The 19771-nt window shown below is 65.0% G+C and carries 16 protein-coding genes; 8 read left to right on the plus strand and 8 right to left on the minus strand.

The genetic code is table 11. The annotated features are described in order from the left end of the window. Positions 1–16 precede the first annotated feature (16 nt). The 5 genes from ToN1_RS23995 to ToN1_RS24015 are packed head-to-tail and all read left to right on the plus strand — an operon-like array spanning position 17 to position 4671. Positions 17–931, plus strand: coding sequence for an ABC transporter permease subunit (locus ToN1_RS23995; RefSeq protein ID WP_169206954.1), 915 nt, complete (start codon positions 17–19; stop codon positions 929–931). Beyond that, complete coding sequence (gene livM, locus ToN1_RS24000; RefSeq protein WP_169206955.1) at positions 931–2232, plus strand: high-affinity branched-chain amino acid ABC transporter permease LivM; 1302 nt, start codon at positions 931–933, stop codon at positions 2230–2232. The genes ToN1_RS23995 and livM overlap by 1 nt, the downstream gene beginning before the upstream one ends. Then, a complete protein-coding gene (locus ToN1_RS24005) occupies positions 2229–3059 on the plus strand; it encodes an ABC transporter ATP-binding protein (protein WP_169206956.1) in 831 nt (276 codons plus the stop codon). The genes livM and ToN1_RS24005 overlap by 4 nt, the downstream gene beginning before the upstream one ends. Beyond that, on the plus strand, positions 3059–3769 hold the full coding sequence (locus tag ToN1_RS24010; RefSeq protein WP_169207004.1) for an ABC transporter ATP-binding protein: 711 nt from the start codon (positions 3059–3061) through the stop codon (positions 3767–3769). Before ToN1_RS24005 ends, ToN1_RS24010 begins: the two co-directional genes overlap by 1 nt. 59 nt (positions 3770–3828) lie before the next feature. Then, the gene (locus ToN1_RS24015; RefSeq protein WP_169207005.1) at positions 3829–4671 is read left to right on the plus strand and encodes a DMT family transporter; all 843 of its coding nucleotides are present in this window, start codon (positions 3829–3831) and stop codon (positions 4669–4671) included. Positions 4672–4686: 15 nt separating this feature from the next. Here ToN1_RS24015 and ToN1_RS24020 read toward each other — a convergent pair whose 3' ends face one another. Then, positions 4687–5331, minus strand: a complete 645-nt coding sequence (locus ToN1_RS24020; RefSeq protein ID WP_169206957.1) for a response regulator — start codon at positions 5329–5331, stop codon at positions 4687–4689. Next, positions 5328–6698, minus strand: coding sequence for a cache domain-containing protein (locus ToN1_RS24025; RefSeq protein WP_169207006.1), 1371 nt, complete (start codon positions 6696–6698; stop codon positions 5328–5330). The genes ToN1_RS24020 and ToN1_RS24025 overlap by 4 nt, the downstream gene beginning before the upstream one ends. Before the next feature lie 240 nt (positions 6699–6938). Between ToN1_RS24025 and ToN1_RS24030 the strand changes: the two genes are divergently transcribed. From ToN1_RS24030 to ToN1_RS24040, 3 genes are read left to right on the plus strand one after another with little or no spacing between them, the layout of a single operon-like run. Continuing rightward, on the plus strand, positions 6939–9008 hold the full coding sequence (locus tag ToN1_RS24030) for a carbon starvation CstA family protein (protein WP_169206958.1): 2070 nt from the start codon (positions 6939–6941) through the stop codon (positions 9006–9008). Between the two features lie 4 nt (positions 9009–9012). Then, on the plus strand, positions 9013–9207 hold the full coding sequence (locus tag ToN1_RS24035) for a YbdD/YjiX family protein (protein ID WP_169206959.1): 195 nt from the start codon (positions 9013–9015) through the stop codon (positions 9205–9207). Positions 9208–9230: 23 nt separating this feature from the next. Then, positions 9231–10262 (plus strand): CobW family GTP-binding protein, encoded by a 1032-nt coding sequence (locus tag ToN1_RS24040; RefSeq protein ID WP_169206960.1) that lies wholly within the window; start codon positions 9231–9233, stop codon positions 10260–10262. A 79-nt stretch (positions 10263–10341) separates the two neighbouring features. Here ToN1_RS24040 and ToN1_RS24045 read toward each other — a convergent pair whose 3' ends face one another. The 6 genes from ToN1_RS24045 to ToN1_RS24070 form a co-directional block, all read right to left on the minus strand. Next, entirely contained in the window at positions 10342–11532 is a 1191-nt protein-coding gene (locus ToN1_RS24045; protein WP_244860880.1) for an EAL domain-containing response regulator, read from the minus strand. Between the two features lie 8 nt (positions 11533–11540). Further along, complete coding sequence (locus tag ToN1_RS24050; RefSeq protein ID WP_244860882.1) at positions 11541–16049, minus strand: PAS domain S-box protein; 4509 nt, start codon at positions 16047–16049, stop codon at positions 11541–11543. Positions 16050–16179: 130 nt separating this feature from the next. Beyond that, the gene (locus ToN1_RS24055; RefSeq protein ID WP_169206962.1) at positions 16180–16425 is read right to left on the minus strand and encodes a CDGSH iron-sulfur domain-containing protein; all 246 of its coding nucleotides are present in this window, start codon (positions 16423–16425) and stop codon (positions 16180–16182) included. Between the two features lie 79 nt (positions 16426–16504). Next, complete coding sequence (locus ToN1_RS24060; protein WP_169206963.1) at positions 16505–16708, minus strand: SlyX family protein; 204 nt, start codon at positions 16706–16708, stop codon at positions 16505–16507. Continuing rightward, complete coding sequence (locus ToN1_RS24065) at positions 16705–18330, minus strand: NAD(P)/FAD-dependent oxidoreductase (protein WP_169206964.1); 1626 nt, start codon at positions 18328–18330, stop codon at positions 16705–16707. The genes ToN1_RS24060 and ToN1_RS24065 overlap by 4 nt, the downstream gene beginning before the upstream one ends. Before the next feature lie 55 nt (positions 18331–18385). Continuing rightward, positions 18386–19585, minus strand: a complete 1200-nt coding sequence (locus ToN1_RS24070; protein WP_169206965.1) for a YbfB/YjiJ family MFS transporter — start codon at positions 19583–19585, stop codon at positions 18386–18388. Positions 19586–19771 lie beyond the last annotated feature (186 nt).

Consider the following 19771-nt stretch of genomic DNA (forward strand, 5'->3'; position numbering starts at 1 on the left):
GACAAAGGAGACTGCTGTGGCATATGCATTGCAACAGCTCATCAACGGCCTGACGCTGGGGGCCGTGTACGGCCTGATCGCGATCGGCTACACGATGGTGTACGGCATCATCGGCATGATCAACTTCGCCCACGGCGACATCTTCATGGTGAGCGCGTTCATCGCGGTCACCGCCTTCACGCTGCTCGCGGCGTTCGACATCACGTCGCTGCCGCTGGCGCTCACCGCGGTGCTGATCACCGCAATCTTCTTCACCTCGGCCTACGGCTGGGCGGTCGAGCGCATGGCCTATCGGCCGCTGCGCGGTTCGACCCGCCTGGCGCCGCTGATCTCCGCAATCGGCATGTCGATCTTCCTGCAGAACATGGTCCAGCTCACGCAGGGGGCGCGAGTCAAACCGATCCCGCCGGTGCTCGAAGGCGGCATCGAGATCTGGCAATCCGGCGGATTCACGGTCCAGATTTCGTGGACACAGATCATGATCGTGGTGGTCACGATCGCGCTGATGGTGGGCTTCACCTGGCTGATCACCCAGACCGCCTTCGGGCGCCAGCAGCGCGCCTGCGAGCAGGACAGCACGATGACGGCGCTCCTGGGCATCAACGTCGACCGCACGATCTCGGCGACCTTCATGCTCGGCGCGGCGCTGGCCGCGGTCGCGGGCGTGATGGTGACGGTGTATTACGGCGTGGTCGACTTCTTCATCGGCTTCGTCGCCGGCATCAAGGCCTTCACCGCCGCGGTGCTGGGCGGGATCGGCTCGCTGCCGGGCGCGATGCTGGGCGGGTTGATCATCGGCCTGATCGAGGCCTTCTGGGCGGCCTACCTGTCGCCCGAGTACAAGGACGTCGCGACCTTCGCGATCCTGATCCTGGTACTGATGTTCCGCCCGAGCGGTCTCCTCGGCCGTCCTGAAGTGGAGAAGGTCTGATGAGCGCCGTGATCATCGCGCGCCATGCGCGCACGCCCGCAGAACGCTTCAAGGACGCTGCCTGGGTCGCCTTCATCGCCCTGCTGCTGGGCATCCCGATGGTCGGACTGACGACCGTGGACGAGGGGGGCGCACTGACCGTGCAGACCCGCTTCGGCATGCTCGGCGCCTTCGTCGGCGCGTCCTTCGTCGGCCGGTTCATCTTCCGCTGGATCATAGACATGGTCCGCAACCGTCGTGCGGCGAAGCCCGCGGTGGCGAAGGCCGACCGCACCCCGCAAGCGGTGAAAGTGATCGGCTGGGCCGTCCTCGGCGCGTCGATCGCCCTGCCGATCGTCTTTTCCGACAACCGCTACGTCATCGACACGGCGACGACGGTGCTGATCTACGTGATGCTCGGCTGGGGCCTGAACGTGGTGGTCGGCCTGGCAGGCCTGCTCGACCTCGGCTACGTCGCGTTCTACGCGGTCGGCGCCTACACCTACGCGCTGCTCTTCTCGCACTTCGGCTGGACCTTCTGGGAGGCGTTGCTGGTGGCCGGCGCAATGGCCGCCGCGTTCGGCATCCTGCTCGGCTATCCGATCCTGCGCCTGCGCGGCGATTATCTCGCGATCGTGACGCTGGGCTTCGGCGAGATCATCCGCGTGATCCTGGTGAACTGGACCGAGCTTTCCAACGGCCCCAACGGCATCGGCTCGATCCCGCGCCCGACTCTGTTCGGCCTCCCCTTCGAGCGCAACCCGGCAGAAGGCACGCAGAGTTTCGCGACCTTCTTCGGGCTCGAGTTCTCGGGGATGCACCGCATCGTCTTCCTCTACTACCTGATCCTGGTACTGGCGCTGCTGACCAACGTCTTCGTGGCGCGCTTGCGCAAGCTGCCGGTCGGTCGCGCCTGGGAAGCACTGCGCGAGGACGAGATCGCCTGCAAGGCGATGGGCATGAACGTCACCAACGTCAAGCTCTCGGCCTTCGCGATCGGCGCGATGCTGGGCGGCTTCGCAGGCGTGTTCTTCGCTGCGCGCCAGGGCTTCATCTCGCCCGAGAGCTTCACCTTTACGGAGTCGGCGACGATCCTCGCGATCGTCGTGCTGGGCGGGATGGGCAGCCAGCTCGGCGTCGTGCTCGCGGCGCTGGTGCTGGTGCTGCTGCCCGAACTGGGACGCAACTTCTCCGAGTACCGCATGCTGCTGTTCGGCACCGCGATGGTGCTGATCATGGTGTGGAAACCAGGCGGCCTGCTCGCCTCGCGCGAGCCGACGATCCGTCTAAAACAGGCTGCCATCAAGGGAGGTGAGGCATGAGCGCCGCGACCCTGCTCTCCGTCGAGAGCCTGACGATGCGCTTCGGCGGCCTGACGGCGATCGACGACCTGTCGGTGTCGGTGCCGGCGGGCAAGATCACCGCGATCATTGGCCCCAACGGCGCCGGCAAGACGACCTTCTTCAACTGCCTCACCGGCTTCTACAAACCGACCACGGGCAGCGTGCGCCTCGTGCATCCGAGGAAGGGCGAGATGCGTCTGGAGACGATGACCGGCCACCGCGTCGCGCGCGATGCGCAGGTCGTGCGCACCTTCCAGAACATCCGCCTGTTCCCGAAGATGACGGTGCTGGAGAACCTGATCGTCGCGCAGCACAACTTCCTGCAGAAGGCCTCCGGATTTTCGCTGGCGGGCATCTTCCGCCTGCCCTCCTACCGGACCGCCGAAGCGGCGGCGCTGAAGAAGGCGGCCCACTGGCTCGAACGCCTCGGGCTGACCGACATTGCCGACGTCGCCGCGGGCGACCTGCCCTACGGCACGCAGCGGCGCATCGAGATCGCGCGTGCGCTGTGCGTCGATCCGGTGCTGCTGTGCCTGGACGAGCCGGCGGCGGGTCTCAACCCGCGCGAATCGGCCGAGCTCAACACGCTGCTGCTGTCGCTGTGCCGCGAGGAAGGCATCGCCATCCTGCTGATCGAGCACGACATGAGCGTCGTGATGAACGTCTCGGACCACATCTGCGTGCTGAATTACGGCCGCAAGATCGCCGAGGGCACGCCGGAGGAAATCCGCAACGATCCGCAAGTCATCAAGGCCTATCTCGGCGAGGATGACGAGGAAACCGCATCCGGGGAGAAAGCCGCATGATGCTGCACATGGAGGGCGTGCACGCCCATTACGGCCATATTCACGCGCTGCGCGGCGTCGATGTCACGGTGCAGGTCGGCGAGATCGTCACCCTGATCGGCGCCAACGGTGCCGGCAAGTCGACCCTGATGATGAGCCTGTTCGGCAAGCCCGGGGCCTCCTCGGGGCGCATCGTGTTCGACGGCGAGGACATCACCCGCGTGCCGAGCCACCTGATCTCGCGCCGCGGCATCGCAATCGTACCGGAAGGCCGGCGCATCTTCCCGCGCATGACGGTGCTGGAGAACCTGCTCATGGGCACGGCCTTTGCCGACCCGGCGAACTTCAACGCCGACATCAAGCGCGTGTATGCGATGTTCCCCATCCTCGAGGAGCGGGCGTCGCAGCGCGCGGGCACCTTGTCCGGCGGCGAACAGCAGATGCTCGCGATCGGACGTGCGCTGATGAGCCGCCCCAAGCTGCTGCTGCTCGACGAACCATCGCTGGGCCTCGCGCCGATCTACATCAAGCGCATTTTTCAAATCGTCCGCGAACTCAACACCGAGCACGGCATGACGGTTTTGCTCGTCGAGCAGAACGCCCACCACGCGCTGCGCGTCGCCCATCGCGGCTACGTGCTGCAGCACGGCGAGATCGTGCTGGCGGGGACGGGTCAGGAGTTGCTCGCGAGCGAAGAAGTGCGCGCGGCCTATCTGGAGGGCGGGCATTGATTGAGCGCGCCGATGCCCCGCCACGCTGGTTACCCTTCGTCGTGCTGGGCATCGGGCTCATGGCGGTGTCCTTCGGTGCGATCTTCGCGCGCTTCGCGCAGGCTGAGGGGGTCCCCTCGCTCGCGGTGGCGTGCTGGCGGCTGGGGCTGGCGGCTCTGGTCGTCACGCCGATCGCGCTGTGGCAGTCCGGTCACGCGCTCGCGCGTATCAACTGCCGCCAGGGGCTTCTCGCCCTGGCGGCAGGCTTCTTCCTTGCGTTGCATTTCGGCACGTGGATCACCTCGCTAGAGTACACCTCGGTCGCCTCCAGCACTGCGCTGGTCACCACGAACCCCTTGTGGATCGGCTTGGCGTCCTTCGTGCTGTTCGGCGAGCGCCCGAGCCGGATGATGCTGGGCGGAATCGCCCTTTCCTTCGGCGGCAGCCTGCTGATTTTCTGGAGCGACAGCCAGAACACCGGCGCCGGCTCGAACCCGATGCTCGGCAACCTGCTCGCGCTGGTCGGCTCATGGTGCTTTTCCGCCTATCTGCTGATCGGGCGGCGGCTGCGCGCGGGACTACCGCTGCCTGCCTATGTATGGCTTGCCTACGGTGTCGCCGCACTGTTCCTCGCCGTGGTGAATGGCGGCAGCGGCTCCCCGCTTAGCGGCTTCAGCCTTACCGCGTGGGCGGTACTTGCCGGCATGGCGCTCGGGCCGCAGCTACTTGGGCACACCGCCTACAACTGGTCGCTGCGCCATGTCTCGGCGACTTTCGTTGCAGTCGTCACGCTCGGTGAACCCGTAGCCAGCGCGGCGATGGCCTTCGTCATCTTTGGCGAGGAATTCGCGCCGCTTCAGTTCGGCGGTTTTGCGTTGCTGCTTGCAGGCATCTATCTCGCGGCACGCGGCGAGAAGTCCTGAGTTTCATCCCCGCCGCTAGCCCCTGATCCAGCCGCGTTTCAGCGCGTAGCTGGCGAGACCTGCAGCCGTCTCGATTCCGAGTTTGCGGCGCAAGTTGAGGCGGTGCGTCTCGACGGTACGCACGCTGACGTCCAGCTTCTGCGCAATGCGCTTGTTGCTGTCGCCCTGGGCGACGAGGATAAGCACTTCCCTTTCGCGCTCCGTCAGAACTGCCGTGTCATCCGACTGTGTCGCGAGCGCGGCCGTCAGCGCACTGCTGAAGTAGGCGCCGCCGGCGGCGACCGCACGGATTGCCGCAATGATCTCGGCCGATGGCGCGTCCTTGAGCACGTATCCGCGTGCGCCGGCACGCATCGCCGATATCACGTAGCCCTGGCTGTCGTACATGCTCAGGATCAGCACGCGCAGCTCCGGACACCGCTGCGCGAGCGCCGTGGTCAGTTCGATGCCGTTGATGTCGGGCAGGCCGACATCGACCAATGCGAGGTCCGGGCGCAGGGTTTCCACGGCGGCCAGTGCCTGCGCGCCGTTGGCCGCTTCACCGACGATGTCGATCTCTGCGATGTCGCCCAGCCGTGCGCGCAGGCCATCGCGGACCAACTGATGATCATCGACCAACAGCAGACGAATCCGCGCGACGGAATCGGTCGTATCGCTCATGACATGCTTCCTTTCTTCGCATTCGGGCAAGGCAGCAGCGCACTGAGCTCGGTATGGCCGGGCACGGAACTGACCGCAAGCTGCCCGCCATGATGCTCGATGCGCTCACGCATATTGCGCAGGCCGATGCCACCGCTACGCGGGTGGTCTATCCGGGACGTGTCGAAGCCGCGCCCGTCGTCGGCGATCACGAGCCGGACGGCCCCGCCACCCGACGCAAGCGCGAGACGGACGTGATGGGCGTCGGCGTGACGCTCGATGTTCGTCAATGCCTCCTGCGCAATGCGATACAGGGTGGTCGCCCCCGCCTCGTCGGCGAGCAGATCGACCTTGCCGATGTCGGCCTCGACGACGATGCCGGTGCGCAGGTGAAACTCGTCGAGCAGCTGTCGCAGGGCAGCGGACAGACCGAGGTTGTCGAGCAGCGAGGGGCGGAGATTGTGCGAGATGCTGCGGATCTCGCCGATCGCCACCCCCAGCCCGTCCAGGCCCTTGGTGATGTGCTCCGCGACGTCGTCACGCCCTGCCAGCGCGCGCTCCCTGGCGAGTTCGAGGTGGAACTTGACCGATACCAGCAGTTGGCTGAGGCCGTCGTGCAGGTCGCGTGCGACGCGCGTGCGCTCCTCCTCGTGCGAGGTCACGATGCGCTGCGCGAGCGCCTTCAGCCGGCGGTCGGCGAGCTGGTGTTCACTGATGTTGAGCGCCATGCCGCCTGCAAACACGATGAGCGCCGCGACGATACCCACGACGGTGAAGCCGACGACAGTCGTCGCGATGCGCGACGACATCCGCTCGCGCAACTTGCTGCGGATGCTCTCGACGTCATCGAGGTAGATGCCGGTCCCGAGCACCCAGCCCCAGCGGTCGAGCTTGACGACATAGCCCAGCTTGGCGGTTTCCATGCCCGTCGATGGCTTGTTCCACTTGTACTGGAGAAACCCGTCGCCGGAGACGGTTGCGGCGATCAGGCGCTGGATGACGGGGAGCCCCTCGGAATCCTGCTTGTCCCAAAGGTTGCGGCCGACCAGTTCTGACTGGCGCGGATGCACGACGTTGAGACCGGTGATGTCATAGGCGAAGAAGTAGCCGTCGTCGCCGTAGTTCATCTCGCTGAGGATGCGCTTCGCCTCGGCCTTGGTTGCCTCGTCGTCCCGACCCGACGAATACAGGTGGTCGATCGAGGTCTGCGCGAGTTGGACGTAATGCTGCAACTCCGCGCGCTTTGCCGCGAGCATCGCCTCGTTCAGCACGCTTTCCTGTTGCCGCTCGAGGTCGCGCGCCTGCATCGCAACGAGGATCGCGATCGCCGCCACTGCCGCGATGAGCGGAAGCACGGCCAGGACGATCACTTTGTGCTTGAGCCGCAAGCCCATTCTCCCCTGCTTTTCACCCGTTTCCCGCCCGCGATTGTAGTGCTACGCAGCAGTCCCCCGACATGTCTGCGTAGTACTACGCAGACGCGGAAAGTAGTAGTGCGAATGGTTCCGCAGGCGCCGTTCCGCGACATTACCTAGTGATCCCCGGCACAGGTTTGCCGGGCCCCGGAACCAGATCCGGTAAGACCAGAGCCTGATTCAACGGCCTATCCGGAGAGAGGAGGAGTATAGATGGCCACGCTGTCGAGACACGCGCTGTGGGCGCTTGTCGGCATTTTCGGCGCTTTCGCGCTCGCATATATCGCACTCAATCGCGGTGAAACGATCAACGCCTTGTGGATCGTGGTCGCCGCGGTGTCCGTTTACCTCATCGCGTATCGCTATTACAGCCTGTTCATCGCGAAGCGGGTGATGTCGCTGGATCCCGATCGCATGACGCCCGCGACGCGCCACAACGACGGCCTCGACTACGTGCCGACCAACAAGTACGTGCTGTTCGGCCATCACTTTGCCGCCATTGCCGGCGCCGGCCCGCTCGTCGGCCCCGTGCTTGCGGCGCAGATGGGCTACCTGCCAGGCATGTTGTGGATCCTCGCGGGCGTCGTGCTCGCCGGGGCGGTGCAGGACTTCATGGTGCTGTTCGTATCCACGCGCCGCGACGGTCGCTCGCTCGGCGATCTGGTGAAATCCGAACTCGGCCCGATTCCTGGCGTGATCGCACTGTTCGGCACCTTCATGATCATGGTGATCATCCTCGCAGTGCTCGCGCTGATCGTCGTGAAGGCCCTGGCCGAAAGCCCGTGGGGCACCTTCACGGTGGCCGCGACCATCCCGATCGCGATCTTCATGGGCATCTACGCGCGCTACATCCGCCCCGGCCGCATCGGCGAGATCTCGGTGATCGGCTTCGTGCTGCTGATCTGGGCGATCGTGGGCGGCGGCAAGGTCGCTGCCGATCCCACGCTGGCGGCGCTATTCACCTTCTCGGGTACGCAACTCACCTGGATGCTGATCGGCTACGGCTTCGTTGCCTCCGTGCTCCCCGTGTGGCTGCTGCTCGCACCGCGTGACTACCTGTCGACCTTCCTCAAGATCGGCGCGATCCTCGCGCTCGCGGTCGGCATCCTGTTCGTCGCGCCCGACCTCGAGATGCCGGCGGTCACGCGCTTCATCGACGGCACCGGCCCCGCCTGGTCGGGCAGCCTGTTCCCCTTCCTCTTCATCACCATCGCCTGCGGCGCGGTATCCGGCTTCCATGCGCTGATCTCGTCCGGCACCACCCCGAAGATGATCGAGAACGAGTCGCACATGCCGCTGATCGGCTATGGCGGCATGCTGATGGAATCGTTCGTCGCGATCATGGCGCTCGTCGCCGCGTCGATCATCGACCCGGGCGTGTATTTCGCGATGAACAGCCCGCTCGCGGTGCTCGGGCCCACGGCCGAGAGTGCAGCACAGGTGATCTCGAACTGGGGCTTTGTGGTGACGCCGGAAACACTCACCGACACCGCCGCGGCGGTCGGCGAAAATTCGATCATCGCGCGAGCCGGCGGCGCGCCGACCTTGGCGGTGGGCATGGCACAGATCTTCTCGAAGATGTTCGGCGGAACCGCAATGATGGGCTTCTGGTACCACTTCGCGATCCTGTTCGAGGCGCTCTTCATCCTCACCGCGGTCGATGCGGGCACGCGTGCGGGTCGCTTCATGCTGCAGGATCTGCTCGGCACCTTCGTACCCGCGATGAAACGCACCGACTCCTGGGCCGGCAATGCGATCGCGACCGCACTGTGCGTCACCGCATGGGGCTACTTCCTCTACCAAGGCGTGGTCGATCCGCTGGGCGGCATCAATACCCTGTGGCCGCTGTTCGGCATTGCCAACCAGATGCTGGCCGCCGTCGCGCTGGTCCTCTGCACGGTCGTGCTGTTCAAGATGAAGCGCGAGCGCTTCGCGTGGGTAACGGTCCTGCCGATGGTGTGGTTGCTCGCCTGCACGCTCACGGCCGGATGGCAGAAGGTGTTCGACGCCAACCCCAAGATCGGCTTCCTCGCCCAATCGTCCCGCTATCAGGACGCCCTCGCCCGCGGCGAACTGCTCGCACCGGCCAAGACGCTGGACCAGATGCACCAGATCATTCTCAACAACCAAATCGATGCCGGCCTGACCGCGTTCTTCATGCTCGTCGTCCTCAGCATCCTGGTGTTCGGCGCACGCACCTGCCTCCACGCCTATCGCGCGGCGCACCCGACCACGCAGGAAGTCGGTGCGCCGGTCACGAGTTCGCAGGGCGCCGCAGCCTAAGCCCGTGTTCAACGATCTCTCCAAACTCGGCAAGTATCTCGGCCAGGCCGCACGTCTGATGGTAGGCCTGCCCGACTACGACACCTACGTCGCGCACATGAAGGCGACGCACCCGGACCGGCCGGTGATGAGCTACGAGGAATTCTTCCGCGAACGTCAGGAAGCACGTTACGGCGGCGGCGCTGGCCGCTGCTGCTGAGACACTACTAAAAGGTGCCGGACATGAGCGCCCCCAACCCCAGCCCTCGACTCCCGATCCCCGTCACCGTGCTCACCGGCTTCCTCGGTGCCGGCAAGACGACGCTGCTGAACCGCATCCTGACGACGGCCCACGGCCACCGCATCGCGGTGATCGAGAATGAGTTCGGGCCGGTCAATATCGACAGCGAACTGCTGGTCCAACAGAGCGCCGAGGTCGTCGAGATGACCAACGGCTGCCTGTGCTGCACCGTGCGCGGCGACCTGGCGAAAAACCTCCTCGATCTGAAGTCGCGACGCGATGCGGGCGAGCTCGCCTTCGACCGCATCGTCATCGAAACCACCGGCCTCGCCGATCCCGGGCCGGTGATCCAGACATTCTTCGCGGAGCCCGAACTCGCCGAAGCCTACCTGCTCGATGCGGTGCTCACGGTGGTGGATGCCGTGCATGCCCCGCGCCAGCTCGATGAGCATCCCGTACTGTTGAAGCAGATCGGTTTTGCCGACCGACTGCTCGTCTCCAAGAGCGAGGGCATCGCGGCCGATGCGCTCGGAGCACTGCTCAATCGGCTCACGCGCATCAATCCACGGGCGCCGATCCGCCCGCTGGTCGCCGGCGAGCTCGATTTCGGCTTCCTGCTCGACATTCGCGGCTTCAACCTGAACGAAAGTCTGCTCGCCGACGAAACCGCCGCGACGCCGCGTTTTCGCCCTGCCGCAAAGCCGGGAACGATATTCGGCGGGGCTGCACACAACGACGAGATCGGCTCGCTGCTGCTCGAACATTTGGGCGACGTCGACCTCGAGCGCATCGGCACCTTCGTGCAAGGGCTCCTCGACCGCCACGGCGACGATCTGCTCCGCTACAAGGGCGTGCTAGCGATTCCCGACCAGGAGAGCCGACTGGTGTTCCAAGGCGTGCACCGTCTCGCCGGTTTCGACTACGGTGCTGCATGGAACGACGACATCCGCCGCTCGCGCATCGTCGTGATCGGCCGCCGGCTGCAGGAAGACGAATTGCGCGCCGGCTTTGCGGAGTGTGTGATCAACGCCTAGCCAAAACCGCCTGTGTGGCAACCTGTGTCATTGACGACGCGGATGAGCGGCCGGGCAATGCTTGCGACTGGAACTCCGTTCAGGACCTGAATTCCACAACCGTCGGGCGCCGCACCTCCCAGTCGGCGATCCAGTCCGCGATTTGATCGTGCGGCAATGCCTTGGCGATGAACCAGCCTTGCGCCAGCTCGCAGCCGCTGTTGCGAAGGAAGTCCCAGTCCTCCCTGTCTTCCACCCCTTCCGCAACCGTTTTCATGCCGAGCTGGCGTGCCATCCCGAGGCTCGCCTCCAGGATCGCGCGCAGCGAGGCGTCGCGCCATGCACCATGAACAAAGCCGCGGTCGATTTTCAGTTCGCTGAACGGGATGTCGCGCAATTGCGCAAGCGACGAGTGTCCGGTGCCAAAATCATCAATCGACAATCCGACGCGTTTGAGCCGCAGGCGCGCCAGCACCTCCAGCGGCGTCAGCGGATCCTTCATCAGGCGGCTTTCCGTAACCTCCAGCAATAGGCCGCTTGCCGCGATCCCGGCCTCGCCCAGCGCGCGCTCGACGAAATCCGGGAAGTCCAGCGACACCAGGTTATCCATCGACACGTTGACCGCCACCTGAAGCGCGTAGCCGTCATCGCCCCACGCGCGCGCATGACGCAAGGCCGTGCGCAGCACGGAACGCGTGAGTTCGTTGATCAGTCCGCTCTCTTCGGCGAGGGGAATGAACTGGTCGGGGAGAATCAATCCGTCCTGCGGGTGCCGCCAACGCACCAGGGTCTCGAATCCGGCGACGGCGCCCGATGCAAACTCGACCTTGGGCTGGTAGTAATTGACCAGTTCGCCATCGGCAATCGCGCACCGCAAGCGCTCTGCAGAGTACGTCTTGCGCTCCTTGTGCCCTTGTGCAGGGCCCTGGGCCACGTCACCGGCAAGAATCTGCTTCAGTGTCTCGATCGACACCGGCTTGGTCAGCGCGCCCAACACCTTGAGATTGTGCGCCCGGGCAAGTTTCGCAGCGGTTTGCACGACCCGCTCGTCTTCGCCGCTGACCAGCACCAGCCCACCCTCATAGCCCACACGCACCAGATGGCGCACGAACTCGACTCCGTCCATCTCCGGCATCTGCAAGTCGCAGAAAATCAGCTCGGGTTTGGCTCCACCCCCTTCAAGCACCGACAAGGCCTCCTGAGCACTCGCGCAAGCTTGCACGCGCTCGAAACCCATGCGACCGAGCTGATGGATGAGGAGCTTGCGCACGAAGGGCTCGTCATCGATCACGAGTATGTTCATCCCGAGCCCCCGATCCGGGTCGCTTCATTCAACTGTCTGTCGAGTGCGGCTTGGACCGCGCCAACCACCTCGTCAAAGCGGCTCATTGCCTGCTCCAGTTCCCCCTGGTCCGCCGCCTGCACGGCCGCCTCGATGCGGTTGCACAACTCTCCGAGCTCGAGAGCACCCACCGTGCGCGAGGAAGACTTCAACTTGTGCGCACTACCGGCCACTGCACCCATGTCACCGGCGACGAACGTCCGCCGCACATCCGCGGTCAGGAGCGCGACCGAAGCGCGATAGTCACACAGGAATTCGTGAACCACCGCGGGATCATCACCCACCAGCCCGGTGAGGACCGACACGTTCAGGATCGGCAGTTCGGCCGCAGAGGCAGCCACCACGGTCGCGCACCCCTGCGGAGGCACCGTCCCCGGCACCGGCATTTCCTGCAAGGGCAGCCAGGTCGCGAGTTTCGCATCGAGCGCATCTAGCCTGACCGGTTTGGTAAGGTACGCGTCCATCCCTGCATCCAGTGCCCGGCGCGCTTCCCCCTGCAACACGTTTGCCGTGAGCGCGACGATGAGTGTGCGTGCCGTGGGCCCCTCCGCCTCGCGAACCGCTTTCGTCAGGCTGTATCCGTCCATGTTCGGCATGTGGAGGTCGGTCAGTATCAATGCGTAATTCCCCACTTGCCACATCCGCAGCGCCTCGGCCCCGTCGCTGGCAACCTCCGCCGCGTAACCGAGCAGCCGCAGTTGTTCGAGGATCACCTTCCTGTTGATCTCATCATCGTCCGCGACGAGGATCAGCCGCCCCTGCTTCCGCGCGTCTTCCACACTCGGTGCCGTTTTGCCACGCTGAATTGCGCCTTCCGTGAATCCGGCTTGGAAGATTTCAGGCGATGCCCGCCCCGCCGCGACCGCCACTGCCCGCAGCAAGGACTGGCGACGCAGCACATTGCCGTCGACCACTACAGTGTCAGGCGCAGCAATACGCGGCCGACGGCGCCTGCCATGAGTGATCCTGACGCGAGCGACAGCGTGCGCAGCCACACCTTCCGGACGGCCCGCCGGCGCCCTTTCGTTGCCGAACCCGATCAGGACCACCGGCGGCTCCAGGTCGGCGAGTAACGCCCCTGTCGCGTCCTCGTTGTCGGTCCGGAACACCCGCGCGCCGGCGTACTCCAGGTACGCGCACAAGTCGTCGATATCGAATTCGGCCCCCTCCGCCAGAACGCAACTCACGCCGCCGAGCTCGGTCAACGCCCGCGCAGGCTGTTCGGCGGAAACCACGAACGGAATCGTCACGGTAAACGTCGCACCCTCACCCGGTTCGCTGGAAACCTCGATCTGGCCTCCCATCATGTCCACCAAGCGACGGCAAATCGCCAATCCCAGCCCAGTGCCGCCATAACGGCGGGTGGTCGATGTCTCAGCCTGTGTGAAAGGATGGAACAACTCCTTGATCTGTGCCGGATCGATACCGATTCCGTTGTCCGCAATCGTAAAGGCGAGTCTCGTGGGCGCAGTGCCTGCAGCGACCACGCGGACGGAGACGCGGCCGCGGATTTGCGGACGGCCCGCAGAAAACTTGATCGCATTTCCCACGAGGTTGTACAGGATCTGCCGCAGACGGATTTCGTCACCCTGAAGACGACCGGGTATGTCCGGGGCGACGAACACAGACAGGTCGACATTGCGACGCGCCGCCACGGGAAGCAGCGAACCCGCGAGGCCCTCGACCAGCTCTTCGATCGACACCGGCCCGATATCGAGTTCCATCCGTCCTGCCTCGATCTTCGAGAAATCGAGGATATCGTCGATGATGCGCAGCAGCGTGTTCGACGACTCGCGAACGGTCGCCACCAGATCCGCCTGATGTTCGGACAAGTGAGTGCGCGCCAGCACCTCGACCAATCCGAGCACCCCGTTCATGGGAGTTCGAATCTCATGGCTCATCGCGGCCAGGAAGGCCGATTTCGCCACGTTTGCCTGCTCGGCGTCCTCACGCGCCTGCGTCAGTGCCTCGATCAAGGCCTTGCGCTCGCCGATGTCCCGAAGTGTGCCGATGAAGAACGGTTCGTCATGCACGCGGTACTCGGCCACGCTGAGTTCCAGCACGATGGGGTGGCCCAGCTTGTGCAGCCCCTCGACCACCCGCGTCGTGCCGATGATGTACCTCTGACCGCTCGCCAGGTAGCGCGAGAGGTAATCGTCGTGATGCTCGCGGTGCGGTGACGGCATCAGCATCGACACGTTCCGGCCGATGACCTCCTCGCTGCGATAGCCGAACACGGTCTCGACCGCCGGATTGGCTGCCTGCACGATCCCACGCGAATTGATCGTAACGACGCACTCGAGCAGGTTGTCCACGACCGCTCGAATTTCTTCCTTCTTTGCGTTGAGGGCATTCAACGCCGCCTCGCGCTCACCGACGCGACGGCTCAATTCTGCGTTCAGATCGCGCAGATGCTGGGCGCGCTCGTGCCGCGTCGTGCAGTCGTGCGCCGTCACGAGCATCAGTCCGTCCGGCAGCGGCAAGGCCTTCCACTCCAGCCAGCGCCATGTACCGTCCTTGCAGCGATAACGATTCTCGAAGCCCACCGTCGTTTGCCCGTGGGCAATGCGATCCACTTCGGCGAGCGTTGCCTCGACATCGTCCGGATGCACGAAATCGAGGAAGGGGCGCGACAAGAACTCCTCGTCGCTCCATCCGAGGGTCCGACCGAATGCCGGGTTCACTCGCCTGAAATAACCGTCCACGCCTGCGAGGCCGAGCAGGTCGAGCGACAAGTCGAAAATGCGGTCACGTTCATCCTCAGCGGCAAGCCGTGCATCCAGCGCGCGCCGGAGATCGGCAGTCCGTTGCGTTACCTCGGCCTCGATGGCCGCGGTATGGCCGGCATTGCTCAAGCCGACATAGGCCACGAGCAATGCCGCCAACACGGAAAATATCTGATAGATCTGCTCCTCTATCCGGTAACCGGAATAGCTCGTAGCATCTTCTGGCGCCATTTCCAGTCTCAGCGTCCGCCCGCCGAGTCCGATTTCCCTGCGCGCCAGCGGTGTTGCATCCGCAGGCATTTCATCGAGCAAGGTCTGCACGGGATCGCCAGTCGTCACATCGGAAATGCGGAAACCGATGTTCCGTGCGCGTGCCACTGCTGCCAAGGGCTCAAACAGCTGCTCGACGTCGAACACGCCGACCACATAGCCGAGCAGGTCACGAGTTCCAACCCGCCCGGGGCTGACCCATGATCCACGCACAATCCCATGCACAGGCTGGAACACGAGCAGCGATTGCCGCTCGGTGCGAAGCAGCGGCGTGGTTCGGACAAGGTGTGGCGCGCCGCTCTCCCGTGCGTGCCGCATCTCCACGCGCCGATGCGTATCGGATGCATGGTCGAGCCCGAGAATGTCGCGCCCAGCCTCCTGCGGCTCGCTAAACAGAATCGGGAAATACTCGGCTCGAAGGGCGGGCCTCTTACGACCACCATTGACACCGAGCTCAAACACATGGAAATCCCGGACACCTTCGGCTCGAACCTCACGCTCGAATCCTTCGCGCTCCCCGCTCAACACTCGCGGCGCCCAATCGATCGACATCAGCGCCGGATGCCGGGTGATCCAGCGCGTGAAGATCGCGAACTCCTCCCGGGTGAATTGCTCGCTGGCGTTGATAAAGCGCTCGACACCCTCGAGCGGCGCGATGACGCCGGGTACCGGAAGCAAGCCGTTCTCGAACACCTGGTCCATCGCTCCGGAGATCTCGATGTTCTTTCGGTAGCTGGCCAGCCGGTCGACGCCAAAACTGCCCGCCGAGAGCAGCACCACCACGACGAGCAGCAGAATGGAAATTCTCGCCTTGCCCCCCATGCGCGCCCACTCGGACCCAGCGCCCGGCCAGACGAGGAGCACAAGTGGCGTGAACAACAGCACGCCGAGCGTGTCGCCGGCCCACCATGCCAGCCAGACGCCTGCCGCCTCCGCCACCGATATCCGTCCAAAGGTCAGCAGAGTGGCCACAGCGATGCTAGACGCCACCAGGCATGCAGCCGGCCCCACAAGCAGGAGAAATCGCACCAGATCGCGAGCGCGCGCAACATCGATCGACATACGCAGGAAACGTCTGGCCAGCCGGCACGCGAACAATGCCTGTGCCGTCGCCCCCGTGGCGATCAGCGCTGCCACCACCGCGCCAACGGGCGTTCGGTCGAGCAGGAAGACGACGATGAACGCGCCCAGCCAGACACCGGGCCAGCAACGCCGCCCCCAGCCGATCAGACAGCCCAGTGCGACGCCCGCCGCTGGCCAAACCGGAGATGCATAGCCGGCAGAGGACGTCAGGACGCCGGCCAGCAGACCCGCAAGGATGTACATCGCGGCGAGCGCTGCGATGCGCGAAAAGAAAGCGGCAGGCCCGATTGAAACGGCCATTTGCACGCCAGCCGCAGGCTTTGCCGCTAGCGAAGCAGGACCAGGGTGATCGAGCTCGGCCCGCAGCCGGGGATCGGAATCGGCCATCAGGGTGCGCCTCGCGAACCGGAGAGCACAGGGACGAAAATGCTGCTGTAATTCAGTATTCGCGCAATGCTATCACCCATTCAACATCAGTGGGTGAAATTCCTCACACATCGAACGCTATCAGCGATCGCTACAATTTGCTGTGGGTCCCGTCACAGTACGGCTTGTTGCCCGTACGCTTGCATCCGCAGAGATAGGCTGTGCCGGTCGCAGCAGCCTGGAACTTTACCGGCACGAACGGCCCGCCCTTGTGCGAGCCGTCGCAGAAAGGCTGATGTTTGCTGTTGCCGCACGCACACCAGAAATAGTCCTTGCCGGCCTCGAGCTCAACGGCGTAAGGCCCCTTCTGCGCGATGTTCGGAACGGGATCGTTCATGGCATTCTCCTCGATATGCATGCGGACAACCTCGATGCGATCCGCACACTCCAATCTAGTCCAGTGCCCCAAAAACGGCTCAGTAGTGCGGCGGAATTTCCTCGCGCAGGTCACGCCGCTCGCCGGGCGGAGCGGATGCGATCTGGCGGTGCAGTTCGACGATCTGCTTCTGCAAGCGGTCGATGAGCTGCTGCTGGCGGAACACCGTCATGTTGAGCTCGTCGATCGCGTCCTCGGCGAGTGCGAGCTTGCTCTCGATGCGATCCAGGCGGTCTTCCGTCATGCCTCCTCCTCCACGACGGTCACGTCGCCCAAGACGGACTTGGCGACCGCTTCGGCAACGCGAATGCCATCGACGCCGGCCGAAAGAATGCCCCCAGCGTAGCCTGCTCCCTCGCCCGCGGGATAAAGTCCCTTCACGTTCAGGCTCTGGCAATCCACGTCACGCGTAATACGCAGCGGCGACGAGGTGCGTGTCTCGACCCCCGTTAGCACCGCATCGCGCATGGAGAAGCCCTTGATCTGGCGCTCGAAGGCGGGCAGCGCCTCGCGCACCGCGGCGATCGCGTAGTCCGGCAGACTCGTCGACAGGTCGCCGAGCTTCACGCCCGGCTTGTACGAGGGCTCAACCGAGCCGAGCACGCTGGACGGCTGACCCTTGATGAAGTCGCCGACGAGCTGGCCCGGCGCGATGTAGTCGCCGCCGCCCAGCTCGTAGGCGCGCGATTCCCAGTGGCGCTGGAACGCGATGCCGGCAAGCGGCCCACCCGGGTAATCGCCGGGCGTGATGCCGACGACGATGCCGGCGTTGGCATTGCGCTCGTTGCGCGAATACTGGCTCATGCCGTTCGTGACCACGCGGTTCGGCTCGGAGGTCGCCGCGACCACCGTCCCGCCCGGGCACATGCAGAAGCTGTAGACCGAGCGGCCGTTCTTCGCATGATGGACCAGCTTGTAGTCCGCGGCGCCCAGCACGGGATGCCCTGCATTGGGGCCGAAGCGCGCCTTGTCGATGAGCGATTGCGGATGCTCGACGCGGAACCCCACCGAGAACGGCTTGGCCTCCATAAACACGCCGCGCTCGTGCAGCATCTCGAAAGTGTCGCGCGCGCTGTGACCCAGCGCGAGGATGACGTGGTCCGAGCGGATCTCTTCTCCGTTCGCGAGCACGACGCCGCGCAAGTGCCCGTCCTCGATGCGCACGTCGGCCACGCGCTGCTGAAAGCGGATTTCGCCGCCCAGCGCGATGATCTCGGCGCGCATGGTCTCCACCATGCCGACGAGGCGGAAGGTGCCGATGTGCGGCTTGCTCACATACAGGATCTCTTCGGGAGCGCCCGCCTTCACGAACTCGGTGAGCACCTTCCTGCCGTAGTGCTTCGGGTCCTTGATCTGGCTGTAAAGCTTGCCGTCGGAAAAGGTGCCCGCCCCGCCCTCGCCGAACTGCACGTTCGACTCCGGATTCAGCACGCTCTTGCGCCACAGCCCCCAGGTATCCTTGGTGCGCTCGCGCACGGCCTTGCCGCGCTCCAGCACGAGGGGGCGGAAGCCCATCTGCGCCAGGATCAGGGCCGCGAAGATGCCGCAAGGGCCGAAGCCGACGACGACCGGCCGATGGGCGAGCTGCTCGGGAGCCTTGCCGACAAAGCGGTAATTCGTGTCGGGCGTGGGCCCGATGTGCCGGTCGCCCGCGAATCTGGCCAGCACTGCCGCCTCGTCCGCGAGCACCAGGTCGATCGTGTAGCTCAGCGTGATCGAGCTCGGCTTGCGTGCATCGTAGCTGCGCTTGAACACGGTGAACGCGCCCAGGTCGGCGGACGTGATGCCAAGACGGGCGACGATGGCGTCCCTCAGTGCGTCCTCGGGGTGGTCGAGGGGCAGCCTGAGTTCGTTGATTCGCAGCATGGTGATTCCGTTACAAGTTCGCGGGGACGTGCCGCGCACGTCGAAGGCCGCGATTTTAAACGGGATTGCCCGCCGTCACCGTGTTTTCGCGCCCGCGCGCGGCCATCACCCTGAGCACCAGGACGAGCACCGTCCCGACCGCCATCACGCCCGCGGCCATGTAGAGCCCGTCGGCGTAGCTGCCACCATGCGCGGCAATCGTGCCGGTGACCGCCGGCCCGGCAATCTGCGCGACCCCGTAGGCGATGGTCATCTTGCCCATCATCTTCGCCGGACGGGTCGGGTAGTAGCGGCCGGCCATCGTCAGGACGAGGCTCACCGCGCCGATGAAATTGCCGCCGAACAGGATCGCGCCGGCAAACGCCGGGATCAGCCCGCCCGCCAGCGGCAGCAGCATGCCGGCGATCTGCAGCACGAAGGACAGCAGCACCGAGTTCAGGTAGCCGACGCGGCGCGCGATGAAGTCCCACACGATGCAGGCCGGCGCCGCCGAGAGCCCGAGCACGAGGAACACGAGCGCCCCTCGGCCGCCCAGGCCGGGCAGCTTGTCGATGATTGCAACGATGAAGGTCGCGCTGACCACGTAGCCGATACCGGCGCAGAAGTAGGCCGCCATGAAGACGCGCAGAAAAGCGGCCCCGGGCGGGTGGTCCTCCATCTTCTGTCCGCCGACCGTGAGCGGCGTGGTGTCGGGCCGCGGCAGCCAGCGCCACGCGGGAATCAGCAGCAGCCCCCCCAGCGCGCTGAACACGAACCACTGCGTGCGCCAGTCCAGCCACTGCGTCATGAGCGCGACCGCGGCCGCGCAGCCCGCGATGCCGAGGCCGATGCCGGTGAAGTGGATGCCCAGTTCGGAGCGGTGCTGGTGGCGGATGAGCCAGTTGAGGATCAGCCCCGTGCCCAGCAGCATCCCGGAGGCGGTGCTCAGGCCCGCAAGGAAGCGCGACACCGACCACCAGAAGACGCTGGTCGTGAAGCCCATCATCACTGTGGTAAGCACCGCGACGACCAGCCCGATGCGGTACAGGCGGTCCTTCAGCACGAGATCGCTGATCATCGACGCGATCAGCGCGCCACTGAGGTATCCCGCGTAATTCCACGCCGCCAGCCAGCCGGCGTCGGCCACACCCAGACCGGCCTGCTGCTGCATCAGCGGCAGGAGCGGCGTGTAGGCGAAGCGCGCGACGCCCATCACCAGAATCAGGCTCAGGATGCCCGCCCCGAGGACCTTCATCCGCTGCATCTGCTCTCTCATCGCGGTTGTCCTTGTCGTTGGTCTCGATACGGTATGGTATGGACAGCGGCAGCGCAAGCTATCCTGATTCCGACATAAACACCCTTGATACGACACGAGCACGCACCGGACGGAATACGACTGCCGCGGTGTGACGCACGCCACGCGCTGCACGGATCGTCACACATCGGCGAGCGGGCAAGGCCG

The sequence above is a fragment of the Aromatoleum petrolei genome (assembly GCF_017894385.1).
Lineage (GTDB): Bacteria > Pseudomonadota > Gammaproteobacteria > Burkholderiales > Rhodocyclaceae > Aromatoleum > Aromatoleum petrolei.